A 25,546-nucleotide genomic window follows, 5' to 3' on the forward strand; every position below is an offset into this window, starting at 1 on the left:
CCACTCCCTGTTGCAGAGGGACGGTTTTGACTTGAATCGGTATCGAGCCATTAATGAACGTTCGGGATAAAAATAATTTAGAAGGATTCTCAATCACTTTGTAACAGAAACAAAAAAGGACATCTCACGATGTCCCTTTTCATTTCAAACCTTGCTTACCAGAAAGTACCGCGCAAGGTCAGCATGTGGTTGCGTTCATCGCCATACCAGTTGCCCGAGGACGGTGTCCCCAGTTTGCTGTAGTAATGCTTGTCGAACAGGTTATTGATGTTGTAAAGCACGCTCCAGTTCTCATCCAACTGATACTCGGCCATGGCGTCCCAGACGGCGTATCCGGACTGGCTGTATTTAAAATCGTAATACCGCTTTTGAGGGGCAAACCAGGTTGTCCCGCTGACATCCGTAGCACTCTGTAGATTCACGCCGCCACCCACCTTCAGGTCATTGAATACGCCTGGCAGACGGTAGGTAGACCAGAGTTTGACCTGATGCTTGGGTGTCACACTGCTGAACACTTTGGCTTGAGTGCGATTGCGGTTGTGGTTATAGGTGTAACCGGCCAGTACGTTCCAGTCCGGCAATACTTCGCCGGTGAACTCCATATCAACACCCTTGCTGGTTACCTCGCCTTGAGGTAGGTAGCAGCAGTTACCGCCGTGCAGCACACTGGACGCTTCGTAGCGAGGATCAAGTACTGCCTCGTTTTTACGGCTGGTGTAGTAAAGCGCAAACGACGTATTGACAGCCCCGCCCCACAGTTCTCCCTTGACCCCCGTTTCATAGGTCTTGCCCGTCATGGACTCGATAGGGCTGCCTGGATACGGCCCCATCAGTTTGGTTTGCTGTGGTTTGAAAATCTCGGAATAACTGGCGTATGTCGACCATTCATCCGTGAGGTCATAGACGATGCCGCCGTAAGGCACCACCTTCGTGGGTTCGCGAACAGAAACATCTGAATCAGTACCCCAGACCCCCTTGTCGCGGGAACGATAGAGTTGATCGAATTTATAACGTTGCGCACGAGCACCGACAATCAGGTGCAACGGCGCGGCCAATTGCAAACGCAGGGTGGAATACAGGCCGTACTGCACTTGGGTGTTAGGGCTAAAACGGTGGAAAAAATCTTTGTCGGTGTCGGGCTGTGGCCATGGTGCTGGGTTAAAGACATCGATTGGCACACCCGACCCAGTGGCCTGGGCAGTCCCCGCCCATGAACTGGTGATCTTCTGGTGATCCATCCCCACAAGGAGTTCGTGCTGCAACCCCATTGCCTCGAATTTGCCGGCGAGATTCACATCAAACAGCTTTTGATCGCTACGATATTTGTTATTAGAGCCCCCGGTATTTGGCCCTGTCATGGTCGCAGGATCAACCGCGCCAAATGAGAACGCGCTTTTGGAAAACCCTGAATCCAGGGTCTGGGTATAGGAAACGTTCCCCTTCCAGTTCTCGTTGAACTCATGATCGATCTTGCCAAAGATTTCCTGGGATCGACCATCCAGGTACGCCCAGTTCTGTGTCAGGCTGGCGCTTCGCGAAAGTCCTAGATCCCGGCCATCAAGGTAACGCGGCAAGCCCGTACCTGAACCCGTCTCGTGGATGCGTTCAGAACGCCCACCCAGGGTCAGTCGTGTGTCATCCGTGATATCCGCTTCCAACACCCCGTAGAAAATCGGCTTTTCCAGGGCGCGATCATCAGCCATGTATTGGCGATCCGTGTAGGCCGCCACCATGCGCCCACGAAGCTTGCCGTCAAACCCCAAAGGTCCGGTGACATCCATCTGCGTGCGGTAGTTGTCCCAACTCCCCGCCGAGACATCGATCTTTAACTGGTAGGCATCCAACGGGCGCTTGCGTACCAGGTTGATCATGCCGCCTGGATCGCCTGTACCGCCGAACAACCCGGACGCACCCCGCAAGACTTCAACGTGGTCATACTCCACCAGGTCGTAGCTCTTGTTGGAATAGAAACTTCCCGACGTGGTACCCAGGGCCATGGGAGCGGCACCGTCGATTTGAATGTTCTCGATGTTGAAGCCTCGAGAGGAGAAGTCTGACAACCGGAAGTTATTGTTGGTGACCGTAATGCCTGGCGTGGTTTTCATCGCTTCGGCCAGGTCGGTCATGCGCTTTTCTTCAATAACCTTCGCAGTCACCACCGACACCGACTGCGGCGTCTGCCGCAGGCTGGTCGGAGTCTTCGAGCCGATACTGGTCAGGCCGGTGGTGTACGACCCCGAATTCTCCGTCATCTCCCCCATCCCCTGCCCCTGAATCGTGGTAGCCCCCAACTCCACCGCCCCGCCCTGCACCGGGGCCTTTTCAATCAAGATCACATCATCACTGAGCCGGGCGACCAGGCCGCTGTTCAGCAACAACCGGTCAAGCCCCTGCTGCACCGGGTAGTTCCCCTTCAACCCTTGCGACTGCTGACCCGCCACCCACTCGCTGACGACCATCAACCGCAACCCGGATTGCTCGGCAAAGCGCGTCAGTACCTGGTCAAGTTGACCGGCTTCGATATCGTAGGCCCGGTTGTCGGTCTTCTGCTGCTGCGCCGCCTGTGCCGGCAGGCTTATTCCCACGGCACTGGCCGTGGCTAGTGCCAGGCTCAAGGCGGTGTGCCTGATCAGATGCTGCATAACGCTCCCCCTGCTGAAATCAGCCAAATAAAAATCAATCTCAACAGGAAAGACGTCAGCCTTCTGAAACCCGACAGCGGCGGCCAGCGTATTTTTTGCGCACGGGGTTACTGTCGGGGCGAGTCGTCGCGCTCGATCACGGTCAGCCACGGCAGCAGGCGCACCCGCAGTGGCAGGGTGCGTTGCAGCAGTTTGAGTTGGGCGTCGGTATCGTCGGTGGCGATGATGCCGGTCACGGGCAGGTCGCGCAGGCTGTTGTCGCGGACCCAGATCACGCCGCGATGGTAGCGACCCAGTTGCTCCAGCACCTCGCCCAGGGGTTGGCGGTTGAACACCAGTTTGTCGCGGCGCCAGGCCGTGGCGGTGCCGACGTCGGCCGGTTGGGTGCGCGCGCGGCCGTCCGGGCCGTATTGCACGGCCTGCCCGGCCTCGACATCGGTGGTCTGCGGGTCGCCGTCCAATGTCACGCGCACGGTGTGTTCGGTGACGACCATCCGCACCTGCTCGCCCTCGCGTCGCACGTCGAAGCCAGTGCCCAGCGCGCGCAGGCTGCCGCGCCCGGCGCGTACTTCGAAGGGGCGTTGGGTATCGGGGGCGACCTGGACGAACAGTTCGCCGGTATACAGATGCAGCACCCGGCGACCACCTTGCATGTCGATATCCACCCGGGTGCGCGGCGCCAGTTCCAGGTGTGAGCCGTCGTCCAGTGTGACGCGGCGGTGCTCGCCCAGGCCGGTCACCTGGTCCGCCATCCAGCCGTGTTGCTCCGCCTGCCAGGACAAGCCGCCCGCCAGGCTCAATGCGACGACCAGCCCCAGTTGCAACAAGCGGCGTGACGATCCAGGTGGGCGCTCCAGTGCGCTGCCCAGGCTCTCCCACAGTCGTTCCGCCGCATGGGCGGCACGCTGGTGTTCGGGCGAGGTTTCGCACCACTGCAGGTAGGCGTCCCAGGTCGGTGCCTCGGGGCTGCCCGAATGCAGGTCGACCAGCCACTGCAACGCCTGCTCGGTCAGCAATGGTGAAGGTTTTTCCAGTGTCACTCGGTCATCCCAAGACGCCGGGCGCAATGCAGCACCGCGCTCATGATGTATTTGCTGACCATACTGGGAGACACCCCGAGTTGCTTGGCAATCGCCGCATGGCCCAAGCCGTCGAGGCGGTTGAGCAGCAAGGCCTGGCGGCTGTTCTCGGACAATTCTCCCAACGCCTGCTGCAACAGCTGCAATTGCTGGCGCATTTCCACCAGTGCCGCAGGGCCCGGGCATGGGTCGAGCAACTCGTGTTGCACATCCTCCAGCGAGTCCATCGGCCCGCGCCGTGTGCGGCTGCGGCCCAGGTCGATGATCAGGTTGCGCAATACGCGAATCAGGAAAAACCGCGGATTGGTGATGGTATGGGTGCGCTGCTGCCGGTCCAGGCCGACGTAGCGCACGAACGCGTCCTGCATGAGGTCGGCCGCCATTTCCCGGTCGCCCAGCCGACGGTAGGCAATCTGCTGCAGTTCGCGATGATAGAGGCGAAACAACCGATCCAGATTATCCAACGCACACTCCATGGGCATCCGTGTGCAGGGCACACATAGGGGGCGCTAGACTACAATTTATGAGAATCGTTCGCAACAGCATAAAACGTGCGGGCGCTGACTGACCGCCAGCGCCCGCAACCGTCTCAGCTCTGCACTGCCGCCTGTTGGCGCGCCTTCTCCAGCAACGCGGCCTTCTCCTCTGGGCTCAATGCATCCAGGCGCAAACGTGCCTGGGCCAGTTTTTCCAGTTGGCCAGGGCTGTCTTCCTGGGCGCGCAGGGCCTGGGCCAGCTCGCCGGGGCTTGGGTGGTCGAACACGATGCCGGGATGGACTTCGCAGTGCAACAGTTTGCGAATCCCCGCCACCAGCTTGATCACCAGCAGCGAATGGCCGCCGGCGGCAAAAAAGTCGCGGTCGCGGCCCAGGCGGTCACGACCCAGCAACTGGGCCATGCGGCTGGCCAGCAAGGCTTCGAGGGCGTCCTGGGGTTCGGCGAAGTTGTCGTCTTCATCGATGGGCTCCAGGCGCTGCAAGGCCTGGCGATCGACTTTGCCATTGCCCAGGCGGGGCATGTGCTGCACCACTTGGTACTGACGCGGCACCATCACCGCCGGCAAGTGCTCGGCCATGTGCTGCTTGAGGGTTTGCAGCCAGTGCGCTGGCGCGTCCTGCCTCGGCAGTACAAAGGCTACCGGCTCATCCTGCGCCAGCAGCACCACGGCTTCACTCACTCCTGGGGCACGCAGCAGGTGTTGTTCGATCTCTGCCAGTTCGATACGGAACCCGCGCACCTTCACCTGGTGGTCGCGCCGGCCATACAGGGCGATACCGCCTTGGGGCAGGTAACGGGCCAGGTCGCCGCTACGGTACAGGCGCTCGCTAGGGGCGAACGGACTGCTGATAAACGCGGCATCGGTCTGCACCGGGTCATTCAGGTAGCCTCGGCACAATTGCTGACCGCCGATATACAGCTCACCCAGTTCACCGCTGGCCACCAGTTGCTGGTCCTCGTTGAGGATGTACAACTGGTTGTTTGGCAGCACCCGAGTCAGGGCAATCGCCATCTGCTGCAAGTCGTCCGGGCTGATCCCATGCACGGCGACGCCGACGGTGGTTTCGGTGGGGCCGTAGTGATTGAACAGGCGGCAATCGGCGCGCAGGTTGAAGATGCGCGCCACCAACCCCTGGCCGATGGCCTCGCCGCCGAGGATCAGGGTCGCCGGTACTGTCGGCTGCGGTGCTTCGAGCAAGGCCGCAAGATGGGACGGGACGATTTTCAGACAGTCGATGCCCTGGGTCTGGATAAACGCTGCAAACGCCTGCGGATCCTGCATCGTGGCTTCATCAGCGATATGCAAGGTGGCGCCGTTGTACAACGCGCCAAACAGGCTGGTATTGCCCAGGTCTGCGGCGACGGTTGAGCCCTGAGCGAAGTGCCGGCAGGCGGCCAGGTCCAGCTCACCGCTGACACCCGCGACATAGTTGAGCAATTGCCGATGCTCAACCACCACGCCCTTGGGTACACCGGTGGTGCCGGAGGTAAACAGCACATAGGCCGCGTCCTGGCCTTGCAGGTTCGCGCTCGGCGCTTCCGGCAACGGCTGCTGCACCGGTTGATCGAGATCCAGCACCGCACAGCCCAATCCATCCGGCGCCGCGCCCTGGGTGACCAGCAGTTGCGCGCCGGCCTGCGCCACCAGTTGGGCCTGGCGGGCCGCGGGCCAGCTGGGGTCCAGCGGCAGGTAGGCGGCCCCTGTGCGCCAGGTGGCAAGAATGGTCAGCACCTGGGCCACGCCGCGCGGCAACGCCAGGGCGACGATACCGCCCGCAGTAACGCCGTGCTGGCGCAGACGGCCGGCCAGTTGGCGCACACCAGCGTCCAGCCCGGCATAGCTCAACGATTGCCCACCCGCCACCAACGCCAGCGCATCCGGGGTGATTTCGGCCCAATTGAGAATATGCTCGGGCAACAGCACCCGCTCTTCCAGCACTTGCGCCGCAGGATTGAATGCCAGCAGGCGTTGGCGCTCCGCTTCCCCCAACAGGCTCAGGGTAACGATGGCCGCGTCCGGCTGCTCCAGCACACTGGCCAGCAGCACTTGATACTGCGCCAGCAACGTGTGCATCGATGCCTGGCTGTACACGGCGGCGGCATAGTCCAGCGACAGCCCGGTAACCGCGCCGCCCTCCTCCACATCGACATTCAGCGCCAGTTCAAACAGCGGCCGCAGATCAGCACTGTAGGCGCCACTCCAAGTGCATGCCCCCACTGCGCGCGCTGCCGGCTGGCGGCGCACGCCAAAGCCATGGGTCAGCGGCAGGCCAGCGTCGAGCGGCGCATATTCCTGCCAGGTGCCATGGCTGTCCAGCACCCCCGCCAACTGCGCCAGGACGCTGCTGAACGAGGCCGTCGGCGCCAGGTCGAGGTGCAGCGCCAGGGTTCTTTGCAACAGGCCCACGGTCGGCGCGAAGAACTCATAGTCCGCGCGCGCGTCATGCCGCAGGCCTGCGACAAACCCTTCGCGCCCGCTGATCCGCGCCAGCAGCACCCACCAGGCGGCTTGCAAGAGCGTGGTCACCTGGGTGCCGTGCTGGGTCGCCAACTGGCCCAGGCGCGCCAACACGCGCGGGTCAAGGTCGGTACTCAGGGACTGCCCAACGGCCTTGCCCTGCACGGTATTGGCGTAGCGGCCCGGCAAGTCCGGCGCCAGCGCGCCAGCGCCCGCCAGGTAGGTTTGCCAATAGGCCTTGGCGGTATCCGCGTCTTCGTCAAGCACCACTTCTGCGTGCCATTCCAGGTACTGGGCAAACTGCCCCAGTTCCTCGTCCACGCTGCAACTGCCCTGCTCATAGGCTGTGCACAGGTCTTGATAGAGAATTTCCAGGCTGGCCTGGTCGCCGATAAAACCCGCCAGGCCCAGGGTCAGTTGCCAGTGCTGCGTGTCGATACGCTGCAACAGGCCCTCAAAAAACACTCCGGACGCCAAGCTCACCGGGCGCTGACACCACAGCGCCAGGACCTGCGCGGTGTTACTGGACTCATCCACCGCCAGTGCCCCATTCGCCGCCCCGGCATCAAAGAACTGCCGCAGGCCACGGTAACCGGGCGCGGTCGCCAAACGCGCCGCGAGCGCTGTGTGACGCTGGCGCAATCCACTAAACGCCGCTTGCAGCCGTGGCACATCGAGCGCGCCGCTGATCTGGATAGACAGCAGGTGCGCAATGTCGCCCCAGCTCGCGCCGCCCTGGGCGTCCAGCACCCGCTGCTGCTGTTCGGCGAGCAGCGCCAGGCCTGCATCGTTAAGCGTACTCATGCGTCAGTCCCTTCAGTTTGCATACGTGTGGAGGGCACTACCGTTTCCAGGTCGCGCCGTTCGATCATTTCGCCCATGGCCACGACGATTTTGCGTGGGCCTTCAAAGGGGTCGCGGGCGTGGGCGGCGAGCATGTTGTCCAGCAGGATCACATCGCCCTTGCGCCAGTCAAAGCGCACCGCACAGGCCTCGTAGAGTTCGCCCAGTTGCTGCATCACCGCGTCTTCAATCGGGCTGCCGTCGCCGTAGTACACGTGGCGCGGCATCCGCTCGGGGCCGAACAGGCCCAGCAAGTCGTCGCGCACATCGGGGTCCAGGCAGTAGATATGGTGCAGTTGCACCTGGTTGAAGAAGGTTTTCTCGCCGGTGCTCGGGTGGGTGATGATCGCCGGGCACGGGGTGCGGATCTGCAGTTCGTCGTTGTCCAGCCAGGTCCACTGGATGCCAGCCAGCGCGCAACGCTGCTCGACCTGGGCGCGGTCTTCGGTCTTGAAAAAATGCTGCCAGGACACGTCGAGCTTGTCGGCGAAGGTGCGCACATACAGCAGGCCCTTGCTTTCGAAGGTATCGCGCAACGCTTGCGGCAAACGCAGGTACATCTGCCGGCAATCGACCACCGGCGTGGCCCCGCCCACGGGCGACGGTTGCTCACAGAAAAACAGCTGCTTGCGCGGCCAACGATCCTGGTGCGAGCTCTCGTTATGGAACAGGATCATTTTCTTTTCCGGGTAAGGCGTGGAGCGATAGGTGTTCTTGCCGCCCTCTTTCTTCGGCAAGTCGCCGTACTGGCCATACAGGCCCGGCTGGACGGCTTCGGCAAAGGCCTCGAAGTCGTGGATGTCACGCATGGCGAAGCCTCGGAACAGGATCCCCGCATGCCGCGCGAGTTTCTCTTCGACCAGGGCGCGATTGGCCTGGACCCAGGTCACCAGGTCGAGCCCCGGGTCGTTGGGTTCCATCAGCAACGGGAACACCTGGTCGGCGTTCAACAGCGATTCACGCATCGCCGGCAGCGGGGCCCTGGCCACCGGGCTAGATGGTTTCTTGAGGAACTTGCCCAGCTTGTCGGCCTTCGGGCTGGCAGGTGCGGCAGGAGCAACAGCGGTATTCGACGGCATGATGATGTCCCCTAATCGGATGTCTGGATCCATGACAATCTGTTGAAGAATTCCCATCCAGGCGCTCACAAGTTCGGTGATGCGCTCTTGTTTGAATAAGTCATTGGCGTACTGCCAGGTGCCCTGCCACTGGCCGTGGTCTTCGTCGATAAACAGCGCCATATCGAACTTGGAATAACCGCCCAGGCTGGGCACCATTTCCACCGCAATGTCCGCCAGGCCCGCGCTGTGCACCGGCAGGTTGTTCATCACGAACAGCACTTGCACCAAGGGGTTGAAACCCTTGTGGCGCGGCACGTTGCTGGCTTCGGCGATCATGTCCAGGGGCAGGTCCTGGTGTTCGAAGGCACTCAGGGAGGTTTCCCGGGCCGCGGCGAGGAAATCGCTGAAGCGCGCCCGGGCGTCGAAGCGCGAGCGCAGGGGCAGGATGTTGACGAAGAAACCAATCAGGCCTTCCAGCTCAGCATGCTGACGCCCCGCCACATCGGCGCCCACCAGCACGTCGTCGCTGGCGCCCAGGCGATGCAGCAACACCTGGAATGCGGCCAACAACGTGGTGTAAGGCGTGACACCCTGGCGTGCGGACAGGCTTTTCAGTGCCTCGCCCAACGCCGGCGGCACGCTGAATGACTCGCTGGAGCCCTCGAAGGACGGCATCGGCGGCCGCGCAAAGTCTGTCGGTAGCAGCAGGTGCCCAGGGTGACCGGCCAGGGCGTCCTTCCAGTAGCCGGCCTGTTGCTGCAACACCCCGGCCTGTTCCAACTCCAACTGCCATTGGGCGTAGTCACTGTATTGCACCGCCAGCGGCGGCAGATCGATGCCACGCCCCTGCTTGAGCGCAGCGTAGTGCTGCACCAGTTCACCCACCAGCACCGCCATCGACCAGCCATCGGAGATGATGTGGTGCATCGAATACAGCAGCACATGTTCATGGGCGCCCAGGCGCAGGATCTGCCCACGGAACAACGGCGCCTGCGCCAGGTTGATCGGGCGCCGGGTATTGTCCAGTGTGGCCTGGGCGACCTGGGCTTCCTGTTCGATACGGTCCAGGTGCGACAGGTCGACCACGGCGAAGTCCACATTCACTTCAGGCGCGATCACCGCCAGTGGATCGCCGTCATCGTCGGCGACATAGGCGGTACGCAGCACCTCATGGCGTTGCACCACGCACTTGAGGCTTGCGATCAACAACGCCAGCGAGACTTCGCCACGCAAGCGCAACGCCAAGGGCATGCCATACGCGCCGTTGCCGGCCGAGAACTGCTCGGCCACCCACAAGCGCCGCTGGGCCAGGGACAGGGGCGCAGTGCTGCGCGGGCCATGGGCGTGCAAGGCGATTTGCGCCGGCTGCACAACCGAGCGGCTTGCCAGCAATGCGGCAAAATCTTCCAGCACCGGAGCGTTGAACAGGTCACGCAAGCCTGGGTTGCTGGCCAGGGTTTGCTTGAGTCGCGCGATCACTTGGGTGGCCAGCAGCGAGTGCCCGCCGAGCTCGAAGAAGTTGTCGCTCACCCCCACTTGCGCCAGGCCCAGCACCTGCTGCCAGACCTCGGCGATCTGCTGCTCCAGGGCGTTGCGCGGCGCGATGTAGTGTTGCAGCAGGGCGCTGGCATCCGGTGCGGGCAACACCTTGCGGTCGAGTTTGCCGTTGGGAGTCAGCGGCAGGCTGTCGAGGAAGACCCAATGGCTGGGCACCATGTACTCCGGCAGGTCGCCCTTGAGCTGACGCTTGCACGCCTCACGCAGCGCCTGCTCATCGCTGACCGCTTGCACGGCAACCACGTACGCCACCAACTGCGGATGGCCAGCGACGTCCCGCACCACCACGGCGGCTTCGCGCACTGGCGGTTGCTCCAACAGCCGCGCTTCGATTTCCCCCAGTTCGATCCGCAACCCACGGATTTTCACCTGATGGTCCACGCGGCCGATGTACTCGATCACCCCGTCCGCGCGGTAGCGCGCCAGGTCGCCGGTGCGATACAGGCGCGCGCCGGGCGCACCAAATGGGTCAGGCAAGAAGCGCTCGGCGGTAAGTGCCGGCCGCTGGAAATAACCTCGCGCCAGGCCGTCGCCGCCAATCAACAATTCGCCGGCGACCCCGACCGGCACCGGCGCCAGGTTATCGTCGAGGATATACAGGCTGGTATTGGCAATCGGCCCGCCGAGCCAAGGCTGTGGCTGGGTCGGCGTGAGTGGGTACTGCGCCGACCAGATGGTGGTTTCGGTCGGCCCGTAGAGGTTCCACACCTGGGGCGAGAGCGCCAAAAGTCGGGTCGCCAGCTCCAGGGGCAGCGCCTCACCGCCGCACAATAGTTTGCAGCCCTTGAGGGCGTCGGCCTGGGGGTGATCGAGCAGCATGCGCCACGTGGAAGGCGTGGCCTGCAACACGCTGATGCGCTGCTGCTTGACCAGGGCCAGCAAGGCTTGCGGGTCGAGGTTGATGTCCTGCCCGGTCAGCACCAGGGTCGCGCCGACCAGCAGTGGCCCGTAGATTTCCAGGCCGAAAATATCGAACGAGAAGGTGGTCAGCGACAGCAACCGGTCCTGGGCGTGCAACCCCGGCTGGCGGGCCATGCTGCACACAAAGTTGGTCAGCGCACCATGGCGCACCATCACGCCTTTGGGCTTGCCGGTGGAGCCGGAGGTGTAGATCACGTAGGCCAGGTGTTCGGCGCTGCTGCGCGGCAGTGGGTTTTCGCAGCTGTAGCCATCGAGCCACGCACCCGGCTGGTCCAGGACCAGCGCACTGACCCCGGCCGGGATCGGCAAACGCGCGAGCAACGGTGCCTGGGTCAGCAGCAGGGCCAGGCCGCTGTCTTGCATCATGTAGGCCAGGCGATCCTCGGGGTACGCCGGATCCAGCGGGATGTAGGCGCCACCAGCCTTGAGAATCGCCAATAGCCCGACCACCAGGTCGACGCTGCGCTGCACCGCGATGCCCACCAGCACATCCGGGCCCACGCCGGCTTCGATCAAACGATGGGCCAGGCGGTTGGCCTGCTGGTTGAGCTGGGCAAAGGTCAACGACTGTGTATCAAACACCAACGCCACAGCGTCCGGAGTACGGGCGGCCTGGGCCTCGATCAACTGGTGGATGGCGCTGTGGCGAGGGTAGTCGGCGGTGCTGCTGTTCCAGCTTTGCAGCGCCAGGCGTTGTTCGGCGGCGGTAAGCATCGGTAGTTGGCCAATGCGCTGGCGGGGGTCATCGAGCATGCCCTGCAACAAGGCCTGCCAGTGCCGCGCCAGGCGCTCGACAGTCGAGGCGTCAAAGATGTCGGTGGCATAGGTGAGCGCCGCCGACAGGCCATCGGGCCCGTCGAAGGTATTGAGGGTCAGGTCAAACGGCGCACTGCGGTTTTCCGAGTCGACCGGGGTGCACAGCAACCCGCCCAGGGGCTGGCCATCGGCAAACCGGCCAGCTTCCATCTGGTGGTTGAACATGACCTGGAACAACGGCGTGTGCAGGCTGTTGCGCTCGGGTTGCAGCGCCTCCACCAACTGCTCGAACGGCAGGTCCTGCCAGGTCTGGGCCTCGTGGGCGGCGGCCTTGACGGTCTGCACAAAGTCCGCAAACGGCTGCTGGCTGTCGAGCGTGGCCTGCATCACCTGGGTGTTGACGAAAAAGCCGATGACCCGCTCCGTCTCGGCGCGGTTGCGGTTGGCGGTGGGCACGCCGACGCGGATATCCGACTGGCCGCTGTAACGGTGCAACAGCACCTGGAACGACGCCAGCAGCAACATGAACGGGCTCACCCCTTGCTGCTGCGCCAGGCCCTTGAGGCCATCGCTCAGGGCGCGGTCCAACGCCAGCGGCAGCGTCGCACCCTGCTGGTCCGGCGGCCCCAGGCGCGGGCGATCCACCGGCAGCTCAAGCAGGACGTGCTCTGTGCCCAGTCTGCCACGCCAGTAATCCAGCTGCCGGCGCCCTTCCCCGGCCTCCAGCCATTGCCACTGCCAGGCGGCATAGTCGGCGTACTGGATGACCGGCGCCGGCAACGCGCATGGCGTGCCCGTAACCTGGGCGATGTACAGCGCCAGTAGCTCATCGATCATGATCTGCATCGACCAGCCATCGGTGACGATGTGGTGCAACGTCAGCACCAGCACATGCTCATCGTCCGCCAGGCGCAACACTGCGGCACGCAATAACAGATCGTGTTCCAGATCGAACGGCTGGCTGCTCTGCACCTGGACAAACGCCTTGATGACAGACTCGGGGTCGCCCGCCGCAGCGTCCTGTACCGCAAGTTCCAGCGCGTCAATCGGCCGAATGATGCACCGCACCCGCTCATCCTCCTGCACAAACCCGGCGCGCAGCCCTTCATGACGCGCCAGCACCTGCGACAAGCTGCATTGCAGCGCCTCGACATCCAGCTCGCCCTTCAAACGCAGGGCCGCGCAGATGTTGTAGGCACTGCCCAGGGGGTCGAACTGCCAGAGGAACCATTGCCGCTGCTGGGCATACGACAGGGCCTGGGGCCCGGTCTCGCTGGCCGGCACAATCGGGAAACGCGCGACATTGACCCCCTGTTGTTCCAGCTTGCTGAACAGTTGCGCGCGCTTGGGTGCGCTCAAGTCCTTGATGCGCGCCACCAGTTCCGCAGTTTTGTTAAGCATTGCTTTCCTCCAGGTTTTCCTGCTCCAGCTCATCGAGGGCATCGAAGATCAGGTCAAAGTCATCGGCCAGGCCATCGCCCTGGGCCGCGTCGCCCAGGGTTTTGGCCAACGCCCCAAGGCTGTCCTGGGCATAAAAGTCCTTCACCGCCACGTCCACCCCAAGCACCGCGCGCACGCGGGACAACATCACCACCACCTGCAGGGAGTGCCCGCCCAGGTCGAAGAAGTTGTCGCCAAGCCCGATACGCTCGACCTTGAGCACTTGCTGCCAGATTTCGGCCAGTTGCTGCTCGAGCGGCGAGGCCGGTGCCACATAGGCCCGTTGCATTTGGCTGACGTCCGGCGCCGGCAGGGCCTTGCGGTCCAGCTTGCCGTTGGGGGTCAGGGGCATCTGCGTGACAAACACCAGGTGCGCCGGGACCATGTAGTCGGCCAGGTGCTGCTTGAGGCCGGCCTTGATCGACTCGCGCAACGCCGCGTGCCGTTCGGGGCTATCGCTAAGTTCGGCGAGTACCACATAGCCCACCAGTTGTGGCCCGCTGGGTCCGTCCAGGGCCAGCACCGCCGCTTCCCGCACAGCGTCCTGGGACTGGATGCGCGCCTCGATTTCCCCCAGTTCGATGCGAAAGCCACGGATTTTCACCTGGTGGTCCAGGCGCCCGAGGTATTCGATCACCCCTTCGGCGCGGTAGCGCGCTAGGTCGCCGGTGCGATACAGGCGCTGGCCGGGCGCACCGAATGGGTCGGGCAAGAAGCGCTCGGCAGTCAGGCCTGGACGCTGGAAGTAGCCGCGCGCCAGGCCATCGCCGCCGATCAACAACTCGCCGGGCACGCCGACCGGGGCCAACGCACCGTCCTGGCTGAGGATGTACAACGCGGTGTTATCGATTGGCCGCCCCAGCCATGGCTGGCCGTCGAGGCGGTGGGCTGCCGACCAGATGGTGGTCTCGGTCGGGCCATAGAGGTTCCACACCGCGCCGCCGAGGGCGAGCATGCGTGCCGCCAGTTCGTCGGCCAGGGCTTCGCCACCGCAGAGCAAGGTACAACCCTGCAACGCCGCCACCTGCGGGCTGTCGAGCAACATGCGCCAGGTCGAGGGCGTGGCTTGCAGGGTGTTGACGCGCTGGCTCGCGACGGTGCTGAGGATCGCGTCCGGATCGAGGGTGGTGTCTTTGTCCACCAGCACCGCACAGGCGCCGACAGTCAGCGGCAGGTAGATCTCCAGGCCGAAGATATCGAACGAGAACGTGGTCAGCGAGAGGATCCGTTCACCCGCCGCAAGCCCCGGCTCGCGGGCCATGCTCGCAATGAAATTGCCGAGGGCGCCATGGGGCACCATCACGCCTTTGGGCTTGCCGGTGGAACCGGAGGTGTAGATCGCATAGGCCAGGTTGTCCGGCCCGGCCGACGCCGGTGGGTTGTGGCTCGGGTAACCGGCGAACCAGCCCGCCTCGCCCTCCAGCACCAGCGCCTGCACGCCGCCCGGAATCGGTAGCGAACCAAGCAGCGGCGCCTGGGTAATCAATAACCTCAGGCCGCTGTCTTGCATCATGTACGCCAGGCGATCGGCCGGGTAAGCCGGGTCCAGCGGCACGTAGGCGCCACCGGCCTTGAGGATCGCCAGCAGGCTGATGATCATCGGCAAGCCGCGCTCCACCGCAATCCCCACCAGACGATCCGGCCCGACACCTTCGGCCAGCAACCGATGCGCCAGTTGGTTGGCCTGCTGATTAAGCTCGGCATAGGTCAGCGACTGTTGGCCAAACACCAGCGCGACGGCCTCGGGGGCCCGCTTGGCCTGGGCTTCGAACAATTGATGAATGCACTGCTCGCGCGGGTAATCGACCGCCGGTGGATTCCATTGCGCAACCACCTGTCGTTGACGGGCCGCACCTTGCATCGACAAGTCACCCAGCGCCAGTTCGGGCTGATCGAGCATGCCCAACAGCAGGCGGCTGAAATGCTCGCTGAGTTCATCGATGGTGCCCACGCTGAAATGGGCGTGGATGAAGCGCACATGCACGGTCAGGGTTTCCCCCAGGCTGACCAGCAGGCTCAACGGATAGTTGGTCTGCTCGACACTGCGCACCTCACCGAACACCAGCCCCTGGGGTGCGCCACGCTTGAGGGTTGCGGCCACCGGGTAGTTTTCAAATACCAGCAGGCTGTCGAACAGCGCGTCACCACTGTGCCCGGCCCAGCGTTGGATATCGAACAACGGCGTGTGCTCATGCTCGCGCAGGGCCAGGTTTTGCTCCTGTACGGCGTGCAGCCATTGGCTGACCGTGTGCTCGGCACGCGGGCTGGCAATCACCGGCAAAGTGTTGATGAACAGGCCAACCTGCTGCTCGATACCCGCCAGGTCAGCCGGGCGACCGGCGACCGTGGCGCCAAAGGCTACGCTGTCCTGCCCGGTGTAACGCTGCAACAGCAACAGCCATGCGGCCTGCACCAGGGTGTTGGGGGTGACTTTCTGCTGGCGGGCAAACTCGCCCAGGCGGCGGGTTTGCGTCACATCCAGCGTCAGGTAATGATCGCCATGACCACCGGCCAGCGCCTGCGCCGGGTCGCTGACCGCCTGGGCCAGCAGAGTCGGCTCTTCCAGTGCCGCCAGGTTGGCGCGCCAGAACTGTTGGCCAGCCTGCTGATCCTGGCGTTGCAGCCAGGCGATGTAATCGCGATAGCGCCCCACCGACGGCGTCGGCACCTGGCCGTCATAGCGTTGCAGCACCTCGCCCAACAGCTGGGAGTTGCTCCAGCCATCCATCAGGATGTGGTGGTGGGTGTACAACAATTCGCAACGACGCGCGTCCAGGCGCACCAGCACCAGGCGCAACAACCCGGGCTGGTTCAGGTCAAAACCCTGGGCCAGCTCGGCAGCGGCCAGCGCTTGCAGCGCCTGTGGCTGGTCGCTGCGTTCACGCCAGTCGAGCACGCTGAACGGTACTTCAAGCTGCTTGTGCACCACCTGCACCGGTTGCGGCAAACCACCCTGCCAGGCAAAGGCGGTGCGCAGGATAGGATGAGCATCGACCACCACCTGCCACGCCGCCCGGAAGCGTTCGGGATCGAGGCCGTCGATGCTGACCTGCATCTGGTTGACATACTCGCCGCCGCCTTGCTCCAGCAGACTATGGAACAACATGCCCTGCTGCATGGCCGACAGCGGATAAATATCCTCGATGGCTTCGCAGGCGCCGGCCAGGGTATCCACTTGCACCTGGGTCAACGCCGCCAGCGGGAAGTCCGACGGGGTCACGCCGTGATGGCCGGCGCTCGTGCAGTGTTCAATCAGCGCCTTGAGCTCCAAGGCCAGGGCGTCGGCCAGGGCCTGGATGGTGGCGGCGTCGAACATCTGCTGGCTGAAGGTCCAGCCCAGGCACAACTCGCCGTCGAACACCTGCCCGTTAAGGGCCAGCCAGTTGCCCAGCGGCGCGTCCGGGTGCTGCTCAAGCCCGGCACGTTCGCCACTGGGTACAAACAGTGCGCTGTGCTCGCCTTCAAGGCTACTGTCGAACTGGCCCAGGTAGTTGAAGGTGATACGCGGCACCGGCAGTGCCGCCAGGGTGTGCCGCACCGATGCGTCGCCCAGGTAACGCAAGGCGCCAAAACCCACGCCCCGATTGGGGATGGCGCGCAGTTGCTCCTTGACCTGCTTGATCGAATCGTCCAGCGCCTCGGCGGGTACCAGGCGTACCGGGAACAGGCTGGTGAACCAACCCACGGTGCGGGTCAGGTCCAGGTGGTCGAACAGCTCTTCACGGCCATGGCCTTCGAGCTGGATCAACACTTCACGGCGCCCGGTCCAGCGCGTGATGACCCGCGCCAATGCCGTCAGCAGCAGGTCATTGACCTGGGTGCGATAGGCCGCTGGTGCCTCCTGCAACAGGCGCCGAGTCAGGTCGGCGTCCAGGCGCGTATCCAGCGTAATGCCGTCGCGGCCGCGCAGGCTGGCGTCCACCCTGGCGCCCGGCAGGTGGTTGTCGGTGCCGTGCAGTGCTTGCCAAAACGCAACCTCGGTGTGTAGCGCGGGACTGCGGGCAAGACCTTGCAGTTGCTCGGCCCAGGTTTTGAACGCAGTGGTCTTGGCCGGCAAGCTCACGGTGGGCTGGCGGTAAGCGTCCTGCAGGTCTTGCAGGAGGACGCGCCAGGACACGCCGTCGACCACCAGGTGATGAATGATCACCAGCAGGCGCTGGCTGCCATCGGCCTTGTCGAACAACACCGCGCGCAGCAGCGGACCTTGTTGCAGGTCCAGGCTGGCCTGGGCCTGGTCGGCCAGCGCCTGAAGCTCGGCGTCGTGATTGACCCGGAGCTGCCAGAGCAGCTCCTGGGTTGACGCCGCGCCGTGGCTGGCGAGCCACTGCGCACCGTCGTGCTGGAAGTTCAGGCGCAGCGCATCGTGATGGGCGACCAGCACCTGCAAGGCCTGGGCAAGTCGCGCCCCGTCCAGGGGCTGGCGGGGCGTCAACAGTACCGACTGGTTCCAGTGCTGGCGCTGGGGAATATCCTCGTCAAAAAACACCTGCTGCACCGCCAGCAACGGCATGCCACCGACCACCGGACCCTGGTCGATGCTCGGCAGGCCATCGCCACTGCGGGTGACACTGGCCAGGCCTTGAATGGTCTGCTGCTCGAACAACGCCTTGGCAGTGAAGTGCAGCCCCGCCTGACGGGCTCGACTGACCACCTGCATGGACAGGATCGAATCACCGCCCAGCTCGAAGAAGTTGTCCCCAAGCCCCACCCGCGGCAGGTTCAACACTGCTTGCCAGATAGCCGCCAGTTGCTGCTGCACGGCGGTGACCGGCGCCACATAGTCCTGCTGCAACAGGCTGGCGTCCGGCTTGGGCAGGGCCTTGCGGTCGAGCTTGCCGTTGGGGGTCAGCGGCAAGTGGTCGAGCAGCATCCAGTAGGTCGGCACCATGTAGTCCGGCATGTTCGTCTTGAGACTGGCCTTGAGGCGCTCGCGCAACCCAGGCTCGGCCTGCGCCGGCACGATATAGGCCACCAGTTGCTGCGCGCTCGCGCCCTGATGGGCCAGGACTACCGCGTCACGTACACCGGGCTGTTGCAACAGGCGCGATTCGATTTCGCCGAGTTCGATACGGAAACCACGGATCTTCACCTGGTGGTCGATCCGCCCACAGTAATGCACCACCCCCGCCGCGTCGCGTCGCGCCAGGTCGCCACTGCGGTACACGCGGCTGCCGGCCACGGCGGCGAATGGGTCGGGAATGAAACGCTCGGCAGTCAGTGCCGCACGCTGGTGATAACCCTGGGCCAAGCCCTCGCAAGCGGCGATGCACAACTCACCGACCACGTCATCGGGCAGTGGGTTGGCGTCGCGATCGAGCACATACAGCGCCCGACCCGGCAAGGCACGGCCAATCGGCACACCATTGGCCGCGTCGGCATCCATCAGTTGGCACAGGTGGGTGCTGGACACCACCGTGGCTTCGGTCGGGCCATAGGTGTTGAGCAAGCGCACGCCGCCTAGGCCTGCGGCGTGCCAGAGCTTGAGCCCTTCCACCGACATCGCCTCGCCCCCCACATGCACCTGGCGCAGTTGCCCGCGACTGCGCTGCGGGTCGGCGGCCCAGTCCTGGGCCAGCAGGAACCAGTACGCCGCCGGCAAGTCGGCCAGGGTCACGCCGTGCTCGATGATCTGCTCGTACAGGGTCACGGTGTCCCAGGTGTCGTCACCGCGCAGCACCAGGCAGGCGCCTTCGCACAGCGGCGGGAAGCATTGCTCGACAAACCCGTCGAAGCTGAATGTGGCGAATTGCAGCACCCGCTCCTGAGGGGTGAGTTGCGAGTACTCGGCGGCTATCGTGCAGAACTCGCGCAGCGCGCCATGGGCGATGGACACCCCCTTGGGCTGCCCGGTGGAGCCGGAGGTGTAGATCACGTAGGCCAGGTGCTCGGCCAGCGCCAGGTTGGCGAGGTTGGTGCACGGATAGTCGCGCTCCGATCCGTCGAGCAGCAGGCACGGCACGCGTGCATCGGCCAGGGCGTCGTCGAGCACGCCGGGCTGGCGCAGCAGCAGATCCATGGCGCTGTCATCAATCATGTAGGCCAGGCGTTGGGCCGGGTAATCAGGGTCCAACGGCACATAGGCGGCGCCGGCCTTGAGGATCGCCAGCAGGCTGGCAATCATCGCCCCACCGCGACGCACCGCCAGCCCGACGCGCTGGCCGGGCACTACACCCTGCTCGCGCAAGCGATGGGCCAGGCGGTTGGCGCGCTGATTGAGCTCGGCATAGGTCCAGCGCTCGTCACCGCTGATCAAGGCCAGGGCATCCGGGGTCGCCGTAGCGCGGCGCTCGATACGCTGGTGCGCCAGCAACGGGTCGACGGCCGGCTGCACCGCCGCCTGCTCCAGGGCCGGAGCGCGCAGGCTCAGGTTGCCCAGTACCTGGCCGTGCGCCTCGACAAACTGCTCAAGCAGTTGCAACAGGCTCGCGCCGATAGTGTGTATTTGCTGCGGGCTGAAGGCGGTCCGGGCATAGCTGAAGTCCAGGCTCAGGGTTTCACCCAACTCGATGCCCAGGGTCAGCGGATAGCTGGTCTGCTCGTGGTTGTGCAGCCCGCTGAAGCTCAAGCCGGCCGGTGCGCCGGCTTGCAGCGCCTGGGACACCGGGTAGTTTTCGAACACCAGCAAGGTGTCGAACAGTGCACTGCCCGGCTGCCCGGCCCAGCGCTGGATGTCGTACAGCGGTGTGTGCTCGTGCTCGCGCAGGACCACACTGTGCGCCTGCACCTGTTGCAACCAACTGGCGACGCTCTGGGTGGCCTCCGGGCTGCAAATAATCGGCAACGTATTGATAAACAGCCCGACCTGCTGCTCAATCCCCGGCAAATGGGCCGGACGCCCGGCCACCGTGGCGCCAAAGGCCACGCTCGGCTGGCCGCAATACCGTTGCAGCAAAATCGCCCATGCCGCTTGCAGCAGGGTGTTGAAAGTGACCTTGTGGTGCCGCGCGAACTCCCCCAGCCGCGCGGTGGTGCTGGCGTCCAGCAGCAACTGGTGACTGGCCTGACCGCTGCCCCCGCGCGGCGTCGGCAGAGCGTTGGCCAGCAGGGTCGGCGCGGCCAGTGCTTGCAGTTGCGCGCTCCAGAATTGCTCGCTGGCCTGGGGGTCCTGGGCCAGCAGCCAGCCCACATAGTCGGCATAGCGCCCGGTGACCGGCGCCGGCACCTGCCCGGCGTAACGTTGTAGGACTTCGCCCAGCAACTGCGCGTTGCTCCAGCCGTCCATCAGGATGTGATGGCTGGTGTAGATCAGTTCATAGCGCTGAGCCGCCAGTGGCACCAACACCAGGCGCAACAACGGCGCCTGGTGCAGATCGAAACCTTGTTCGCGCTGTTCAAGGGCCAGTTGGTCAAGGTCGTCGGGGGCGCAGTCGAGCACCGTCAGCGGCAGTTGCACCGAGCGCTGGATCGCTTGCAACGCCTGCGCCTGGCCTTCCCAGACAAACCGCGCACGCAGTACTTCGTGGCGCTCCAGCACCGCTTGCCAGCATTGGCCAAACCGCTCCACGTCCAGGCCATCGATGGTCAGGCGCAGTTGGTTGATATAGGCGCCAGCCCCGGCATCGTAGGCACTGTGGAACAGCATGCCCTGCTGCATGGGCGACAGCGGATAGAGGTCCTCGATCTGCGTCAGGGGCAAGCCCAGGCCTTCCAGTTGTGCCTGGTCGAGGCTGACCAGCGGGAAGTCCGAAGGCGTGGCCCCACCCTGCTGCGGGTCGAGGCAGTGTGCGATCAGCTCGTGCAAGGTCCGGGCGCAATGATCCACCAGGGCCTGGATGGTCTCGCGACGGTAGACTTCGCCACTGAAACTCCAGTCCAGTTCCAGCTCGCCGGCGTACACCCGCCCTTCCACGCTCAGCCAGTTGGCCAGGGGCGCCTCCGGGCTCTGGGCCTGGCCGCCGCCTTCGCTGGCCGGTACGAACAGCGCATCATCGCCAAACTGCTGGTCGAACTGCCCCAGGTAGTTGAAGGTGATCCGTGGCTGGGCCAGCGCCGCCAGCTCTTGAGCCGCAGCACCGTAGCGCAGCACGCCGTAGCCAATGCCTTTGCGGGGCACCTGGCGCAATTGCTCCTTGATCGCCTTGAGGGTCGCGCCCGGCTCGTTGCCAGGGGTCAGGCGCAGCGGGTAGAGGCTGGTGAACCAGCCGAGGGTGCGGGTCAGGTCGATATCATCGAACAGCTCTTCGCGACCATGGCCTTCGAGCTGGATCAGCGCCGAGGGGTGGCCGGTCCATTGGCAGATCGTGCGGGCCAGGGCGGCCAGCAGCAGGTCGTTGACCTGGGTGCGGTAGGCCGCCGGCGCCTGTTGCAGCAGTTGCCGGGTGTGTTTACGGTCCAGGCGCAGGCGGATGTGTTCAGCCACCGCCTGGGTCTGCCGGCCGTGGGGATTATCCCGTGGCAAGTCGCTGGCAGCGCCCTGCAACTGCCCGCGCCAGTACGCTAACTCGGCCAGCAGCGCCGGGCTGCGGCTGTAGTCGTCCAGGCGCGCGGCCCACTGCTGGTAGGCACTGGTCTTGTGCGGCGTGGTCAGCGGTGCGCCGGCCAGGCCCTGGGCGTAGTCGCGCTGCAAGTCTTCCAGCAGCACACGCCAGGACACCCCATCCACCACCAAGTGATGCAGCACCAACAACAGGCGCTGACTGCCATCGGCCATGTCCACCAGCAAGGCCCGCATCAACGGGCCGTGTTGCAGGTCCAGGCTGGCCTGGGCCAGATCACACTGCTCGCGCAATGCCTCGACGCTGGCGGCCTGGCGCTGCCATAGCTCCACCGTCGTGGATTGCGCATGCGCTTGCTCCCAGCCCTGCCCACCCTCGACGAAACGCAGGCGCAAGGCATCGTGTTGTACCACCAACGCCTGCAACGCAGCGGTCAGTGCGGCGACCTGTATCGGCTGGCGCGGGGTGAGCAGCAGCGATTGGTTCCAGTGCTGGCGGGCGGGAATGTCCTGGGCAAAGAACCATCGCTGCACCGGGGTCAGCAGCACCGGGCCTTGGGCCGGGCCTTGCTCGATGGCCAGTGTCGACACTTCACGGGCGGCGGCGGCCAGGCTGCGCAGGGTCTGGTGGCGGAACAGGTCGCTGGGCGCCAGTTGCAAGCCGGCCTGGCGGGCGCGGCTGACCACCTGGATCGAGACGATGGAGTCGCCGCCCAGCTCGAAAAAGTTGTCATCCAGGCCAATCTGCGGCTGGCCAAGAATGTCCTGCCAGATCCCGGCCAGCAGCAATTGCCGAGGCTCCTGTGGTGCGCTGAAGCCCTGTACCTTGGCCTCGCCGGCCCGTGGCAAGGCCTTGCGGTCCAGCTTGCCGTTGGGGGTCACGGGGAATTGCGCCAAGGCCATGGTTACCGTGGGCAGCATGTATTGCGGCAGGGTTTCGGCCAGATGCGCGCGCAGGGTCTGCTCAAACGCACCCTGGTCTTTAGGCATCGTCGCCGGTACCACATAGGCCACCAGCAAGCGGCCATCCTGGGCAATCACCAGCGCTTCCTTGACCTGTGGGTGGCTGAGCAGACGGGCCTCGATTTCCCCCAGCTCAATGCGCAGGCCACGGATCTTCACCTGATGGTCGATACGCCCGACGTACTCGATCACCCCATCGGCGCGATAGCGGGTCAGGTCGCCGGTACGGTACAGGCGCTCGCCGGTGGTGGAAAAAGGATTGGGCACGTACTTTTCGGCGGTCAAGGCTGCCTTGCCCAGATAGCCACGGGTGATCCCGGCGCCGGCCAGGTGCAGCTCGGCAGCGGCCCCGGTAGGTACGGGCTGCAGGTCGGCGTCGAGGAGGTAGGCCTGGGTGTTGCTCAACGGTCGGCCAATACTCGGCTGGCCCAAGGCTTCGCGTGGCGTCCAGGTGGAATAGGTGGTGTCTTCGGAAGGGCCATACAGGTCATAGACCTGCTTGATCGACGGCTGCTGGTAGAGGCGGTCCACCAGGGATTGCTTGAGCGGCTCGCCGGCCAAGTTAATGATGCGCACGCTCTCGGGGATCTGCCCGGCGCGCTGCAAGGCATTGATCGCCGACGGCACGGTATTGATCAGGCGCACCTGGTCGCGGGCCGGCAGGTCGGGCAGTCCCAGGGCATTGCGCGCGAGGATCAGCGAGCCGCCGTTGGCCAGGGTGACGAAGATTTCCCACACCGACAGGTCAAAACACACTGAGGTCGAGGCCAGCACGCCCTGGATATCTTCGCGGCTGTAGACCTGCTGCGACCAGTGGATCAGCGCCAGTACGTTGCCATGGGCAATCGCCACGCCTTTGGGCTTGCCGGTGGAGCCGGAGGTGTAGATCACGTAGGCCAGATTATTGGGCGCCACGGCGGTGACCGGTGCTGTCAGCGGATAGCCGGCCAGTTGATCCATCAGTAGCACCCGGGCCTGAGTCTGGGGCAAGTCGGCGAGCAAGTCGGCCTCGGTCAGCAGCACCTGGGCGCGACTGTCTTCGAGCATGTAGGCCACGCGGTCGGCGGGGTAATCCGGGTCCAGCGGCACATAGGCGCCGCCGGCCTTGAGCACCCCGAGCAAGGCGACGATCAACGCGTCGGAACGCTGCATGGCCACGCCGACCCGCACTTCAGGGCCCACGCCCAGCTCGATCAGCTGGTGCGCCAGTTGATTGGCCTGGCCGTCCAGCTGGCGATAGCTCAGGGTCTTGGCGCCGTAGGTCAGGGCCAGGGCATCCGGTTGACGCTCGACCTGCTCGGCGATCAGTCGATGGATGCTGCGCTCTTGCGGGTACTCAGACGCTGTGGCGTTCCAGTCATGGATCTGCTGCTGGTAGTGCGCAGCGTCGAGCATCGGCAGTTCGGCCACGCGCTGCTGCACGTTGTCGACCATGCCAGCTAGCAAGTTGCTCCAGTGGCGGGCCATGCGTTCGATGGTGGCGGGCGTGAACAGGTCGGTGGCGAAGGTCAGTGCGGCCCGCAGGGTGCCGCCCTGCTCCCAGGTGTCGAGGCTCAGGTCGAATTGGGTGGTGCGGCTTTGCCACTCCACCAGGCTCAAGGACAGGCCGGATTCCAGCACCAGCGCCTCAAGATCAGCCACCTGCGGCTGATGGTTGTACAGCACCTGGAACAGCGGCGTGTGGCTCAGGCTGCGCTCCGGCTTGAGGGCTTCGACCAGGCGTTCGAACGGCAGGTCCTGATGGGCCTGGGCGCCGCTGACCACGTCCTTGAGCACTTGCAATAAGTCACTGGCCCGCGCCTGCCCATCGACGTGCGCAGCCATCACTTGAGTATTGACGAACAGGCCGATCAAACCCTCGGTTTCACCGCGATGCCGGTTGGCAATCGGCACGCCCACCCGCAGGTCGGTCTGGCCGGTGTAGCGAAACAGCAGGATCTTGAATGCAGCCAGCAGCACGGTGAACAACGACACATTCTGCTGGCGCGCCAGCAAGCGCGCGCCCTCAGCCAGCGGCGCCGGCACCGCGAACTCATAGCGTTGGCCCTGATGACTGGCCACGGCTGGGCGCGCAAAGTCCAGGGGCAATTCCAGTACCGGGTGCTCATCGCCCAACTGCTCGCGCCAGTAATCCAGTTGCCGCGCCTGCTCCCCGGCTTCGAGCCAGCGGCGCTGCCACAGGGCATAGTCGCTGTACTGGATCGGCAGGGCCGGCAGTTGCGGCGCCTGGTTGCGCTCAAAGGCGTCATAGCAGCGGATGAACTCGTCGATCAGCACGTTCATCGACCAGCCGTCCGAGACGATGTGATGCAGGGTCAACAGCAACACATGCTCCTGCTCGGCAAGCTTGAGCAATTGCACACGCAGCAGTGGGCCCGTGGCCAGGTCAAAGGGCTGCAGCGATTGTGCGGTGGCGGCGGCCATCACGGCCTGTTCGCGCTCGGCCGCTGGCAAGTTGCCAAGGTCCAATGGCTCAATCGCCAGCGCCGGTTTGCAGGGCACTTGCAACAGGCGCTCATCGGCCTGGCGCTGGAACACCGTGCGCAGGGTTTCATGGCGCGCGACCAGGCTGGCAAACGCCTGCTCGATGGCTGACAGGCTCAAACGGCCCTTGAGGCGCACCGCTCCCGGCAGGTTGTAGGCGGCGCTGGCCGGATCCAGTTGCCAGAGAAACCACATGCGCTGCTGGGCGTAGGACAACGCCTGACGGTCCTCGGCCTCGACCTGGGCCGGAATCGGAAAACGCGAAAAATCGATCCCTTCCTTTTGCAGCGCCTGGAGGAACATCTGGCGTTTTTCCAGGGGCAACCCGATAAACCGGCGAGCAAGTTTCAAGGAGTCTTCAGCGTTCATTTCTTGGGATCCGGAGCAATAGGCAGGAAGCACAAAGGCAC

The 25,546-nt window shown here is 64.4% G+C and carries 6 protein-coding genes; all 6 read right to left on the reverse strand.

Features of this window, described 5'->3' with window-relative positions; all coding sequences use genetic code 11:
* Positions 1 to 155: 155 nt before the first annotated feature.
* Positions 156 to 2,642 (reverse strand): TonB-dependent siderophore receptor, encoded by a 2,487-nt coding sequence (locus ACSSVH_RS16065; protein WP_169954772.1) that lies wholly within the window; start codon positions 2,640 to 2,642, stop codon positions 156 to 158.
* Between the two features lie 107 nt (positions 2,643 to 2,749).
* Positions 2,750 to 3,682, reverse strand: a complete 933-nt coding sequence (locus ACSSVH_RS16070; protein WP_492633461.1) for a FecR family protein — start codon at positions 3,680 to 3,682, stop codon at positions 2,750 to 2,752.
* On the reverse strand, positions 3,679 to 4,185 hold the full coding sequence (locus ACSSVH_RS16075; protein ID WP_262377088.1) for an RNA polymerase sigma factor: 507 nt from the start codon (positions 4,183 to 4,185) through the stop codon (positions 3,679 to 3,681). The genes ACSSVH_RS16070 and ACSSVH_RS16075 overlap by 4 nt, the downstream gene beginning before the upstream one ends.
* Before the next feature lie 125 nt (positions 4,186 to 4,310).
* Entirely contained in the window at positions 4,311 to 7,481 is a 3,171-nt protein-coding gene (locus tag ACSSVH_RS16080) for a non-ribosomal peptide synthetase (protein WP_492633462.1), read from the reverse strand.
* Positions 7,478 to 13,216: an amino acid adenylation domain-containing protein gene (locus ACSSVH_RS16085; RefSeq protein WP_492633463.1), complete on the reverse strand. Its 5,739-nt coding sequence runs from the start codon at positions 13,214 to 13,216 to the stop codon at positions 7,478 to 7,480. Before ACSSVH_RS16085 ends, ACSSVH_RS16080 begins: the two co-directional genes overlap by 4 nt.
* Positions 13,209 to 25,505, reverse strand: coding sequence for a non-ribosomal peptide synthase/polyketide synthase (locus tag ACSSVH_RS16090; RefSeq protein ID WP_492633464.1), 12,297 nt, complete (start codon positions 25,503 to 25,505; stop codon positions 13,209 to 13,211). Before ACSSVH_RS16090 ends, ACSSVH_RS16085 begins: the two co-directional genes overlap by 8 nt.
* Positions 25,506 to 25,546 lie beyond the last annotated feature (41 nt).

The organism is Pseudomonas sp. HC1(2025) (assembly GCF_058742075.1).

Coding starts and splice junctions, on each gene's coding strand:
- ACSSVH_RS16065 (WP_169954772.1), bottom strand. CDS start 2,642: ATGCAGCATCTGATCAGGCACACCGCCTTGAGCCTGGCACTAGCCACG.
- ACSSVH_RS16080 (WP_492633462.1), bottom strand. CDS start 7,481: ATGAGTACGCTTAACGATGCAGGCCTGGCGCTGCTCGCCGAACAGCAG.
- ACSSVH_RS16085 (WP_492633463.1), bottom strand. CDS start 13,216: ATGCTTAACAAAACTGCGGAACTGGTGGCGCGCATCAAGGACTTGAGC.
- ACSSVH_RS16090 (WP_492633464.1), bottom strand. CDS start 25,505: ATGAACGCTGAAGACTCCTTGAAACTTGCTCGCCGGTTTATCGGGTTG.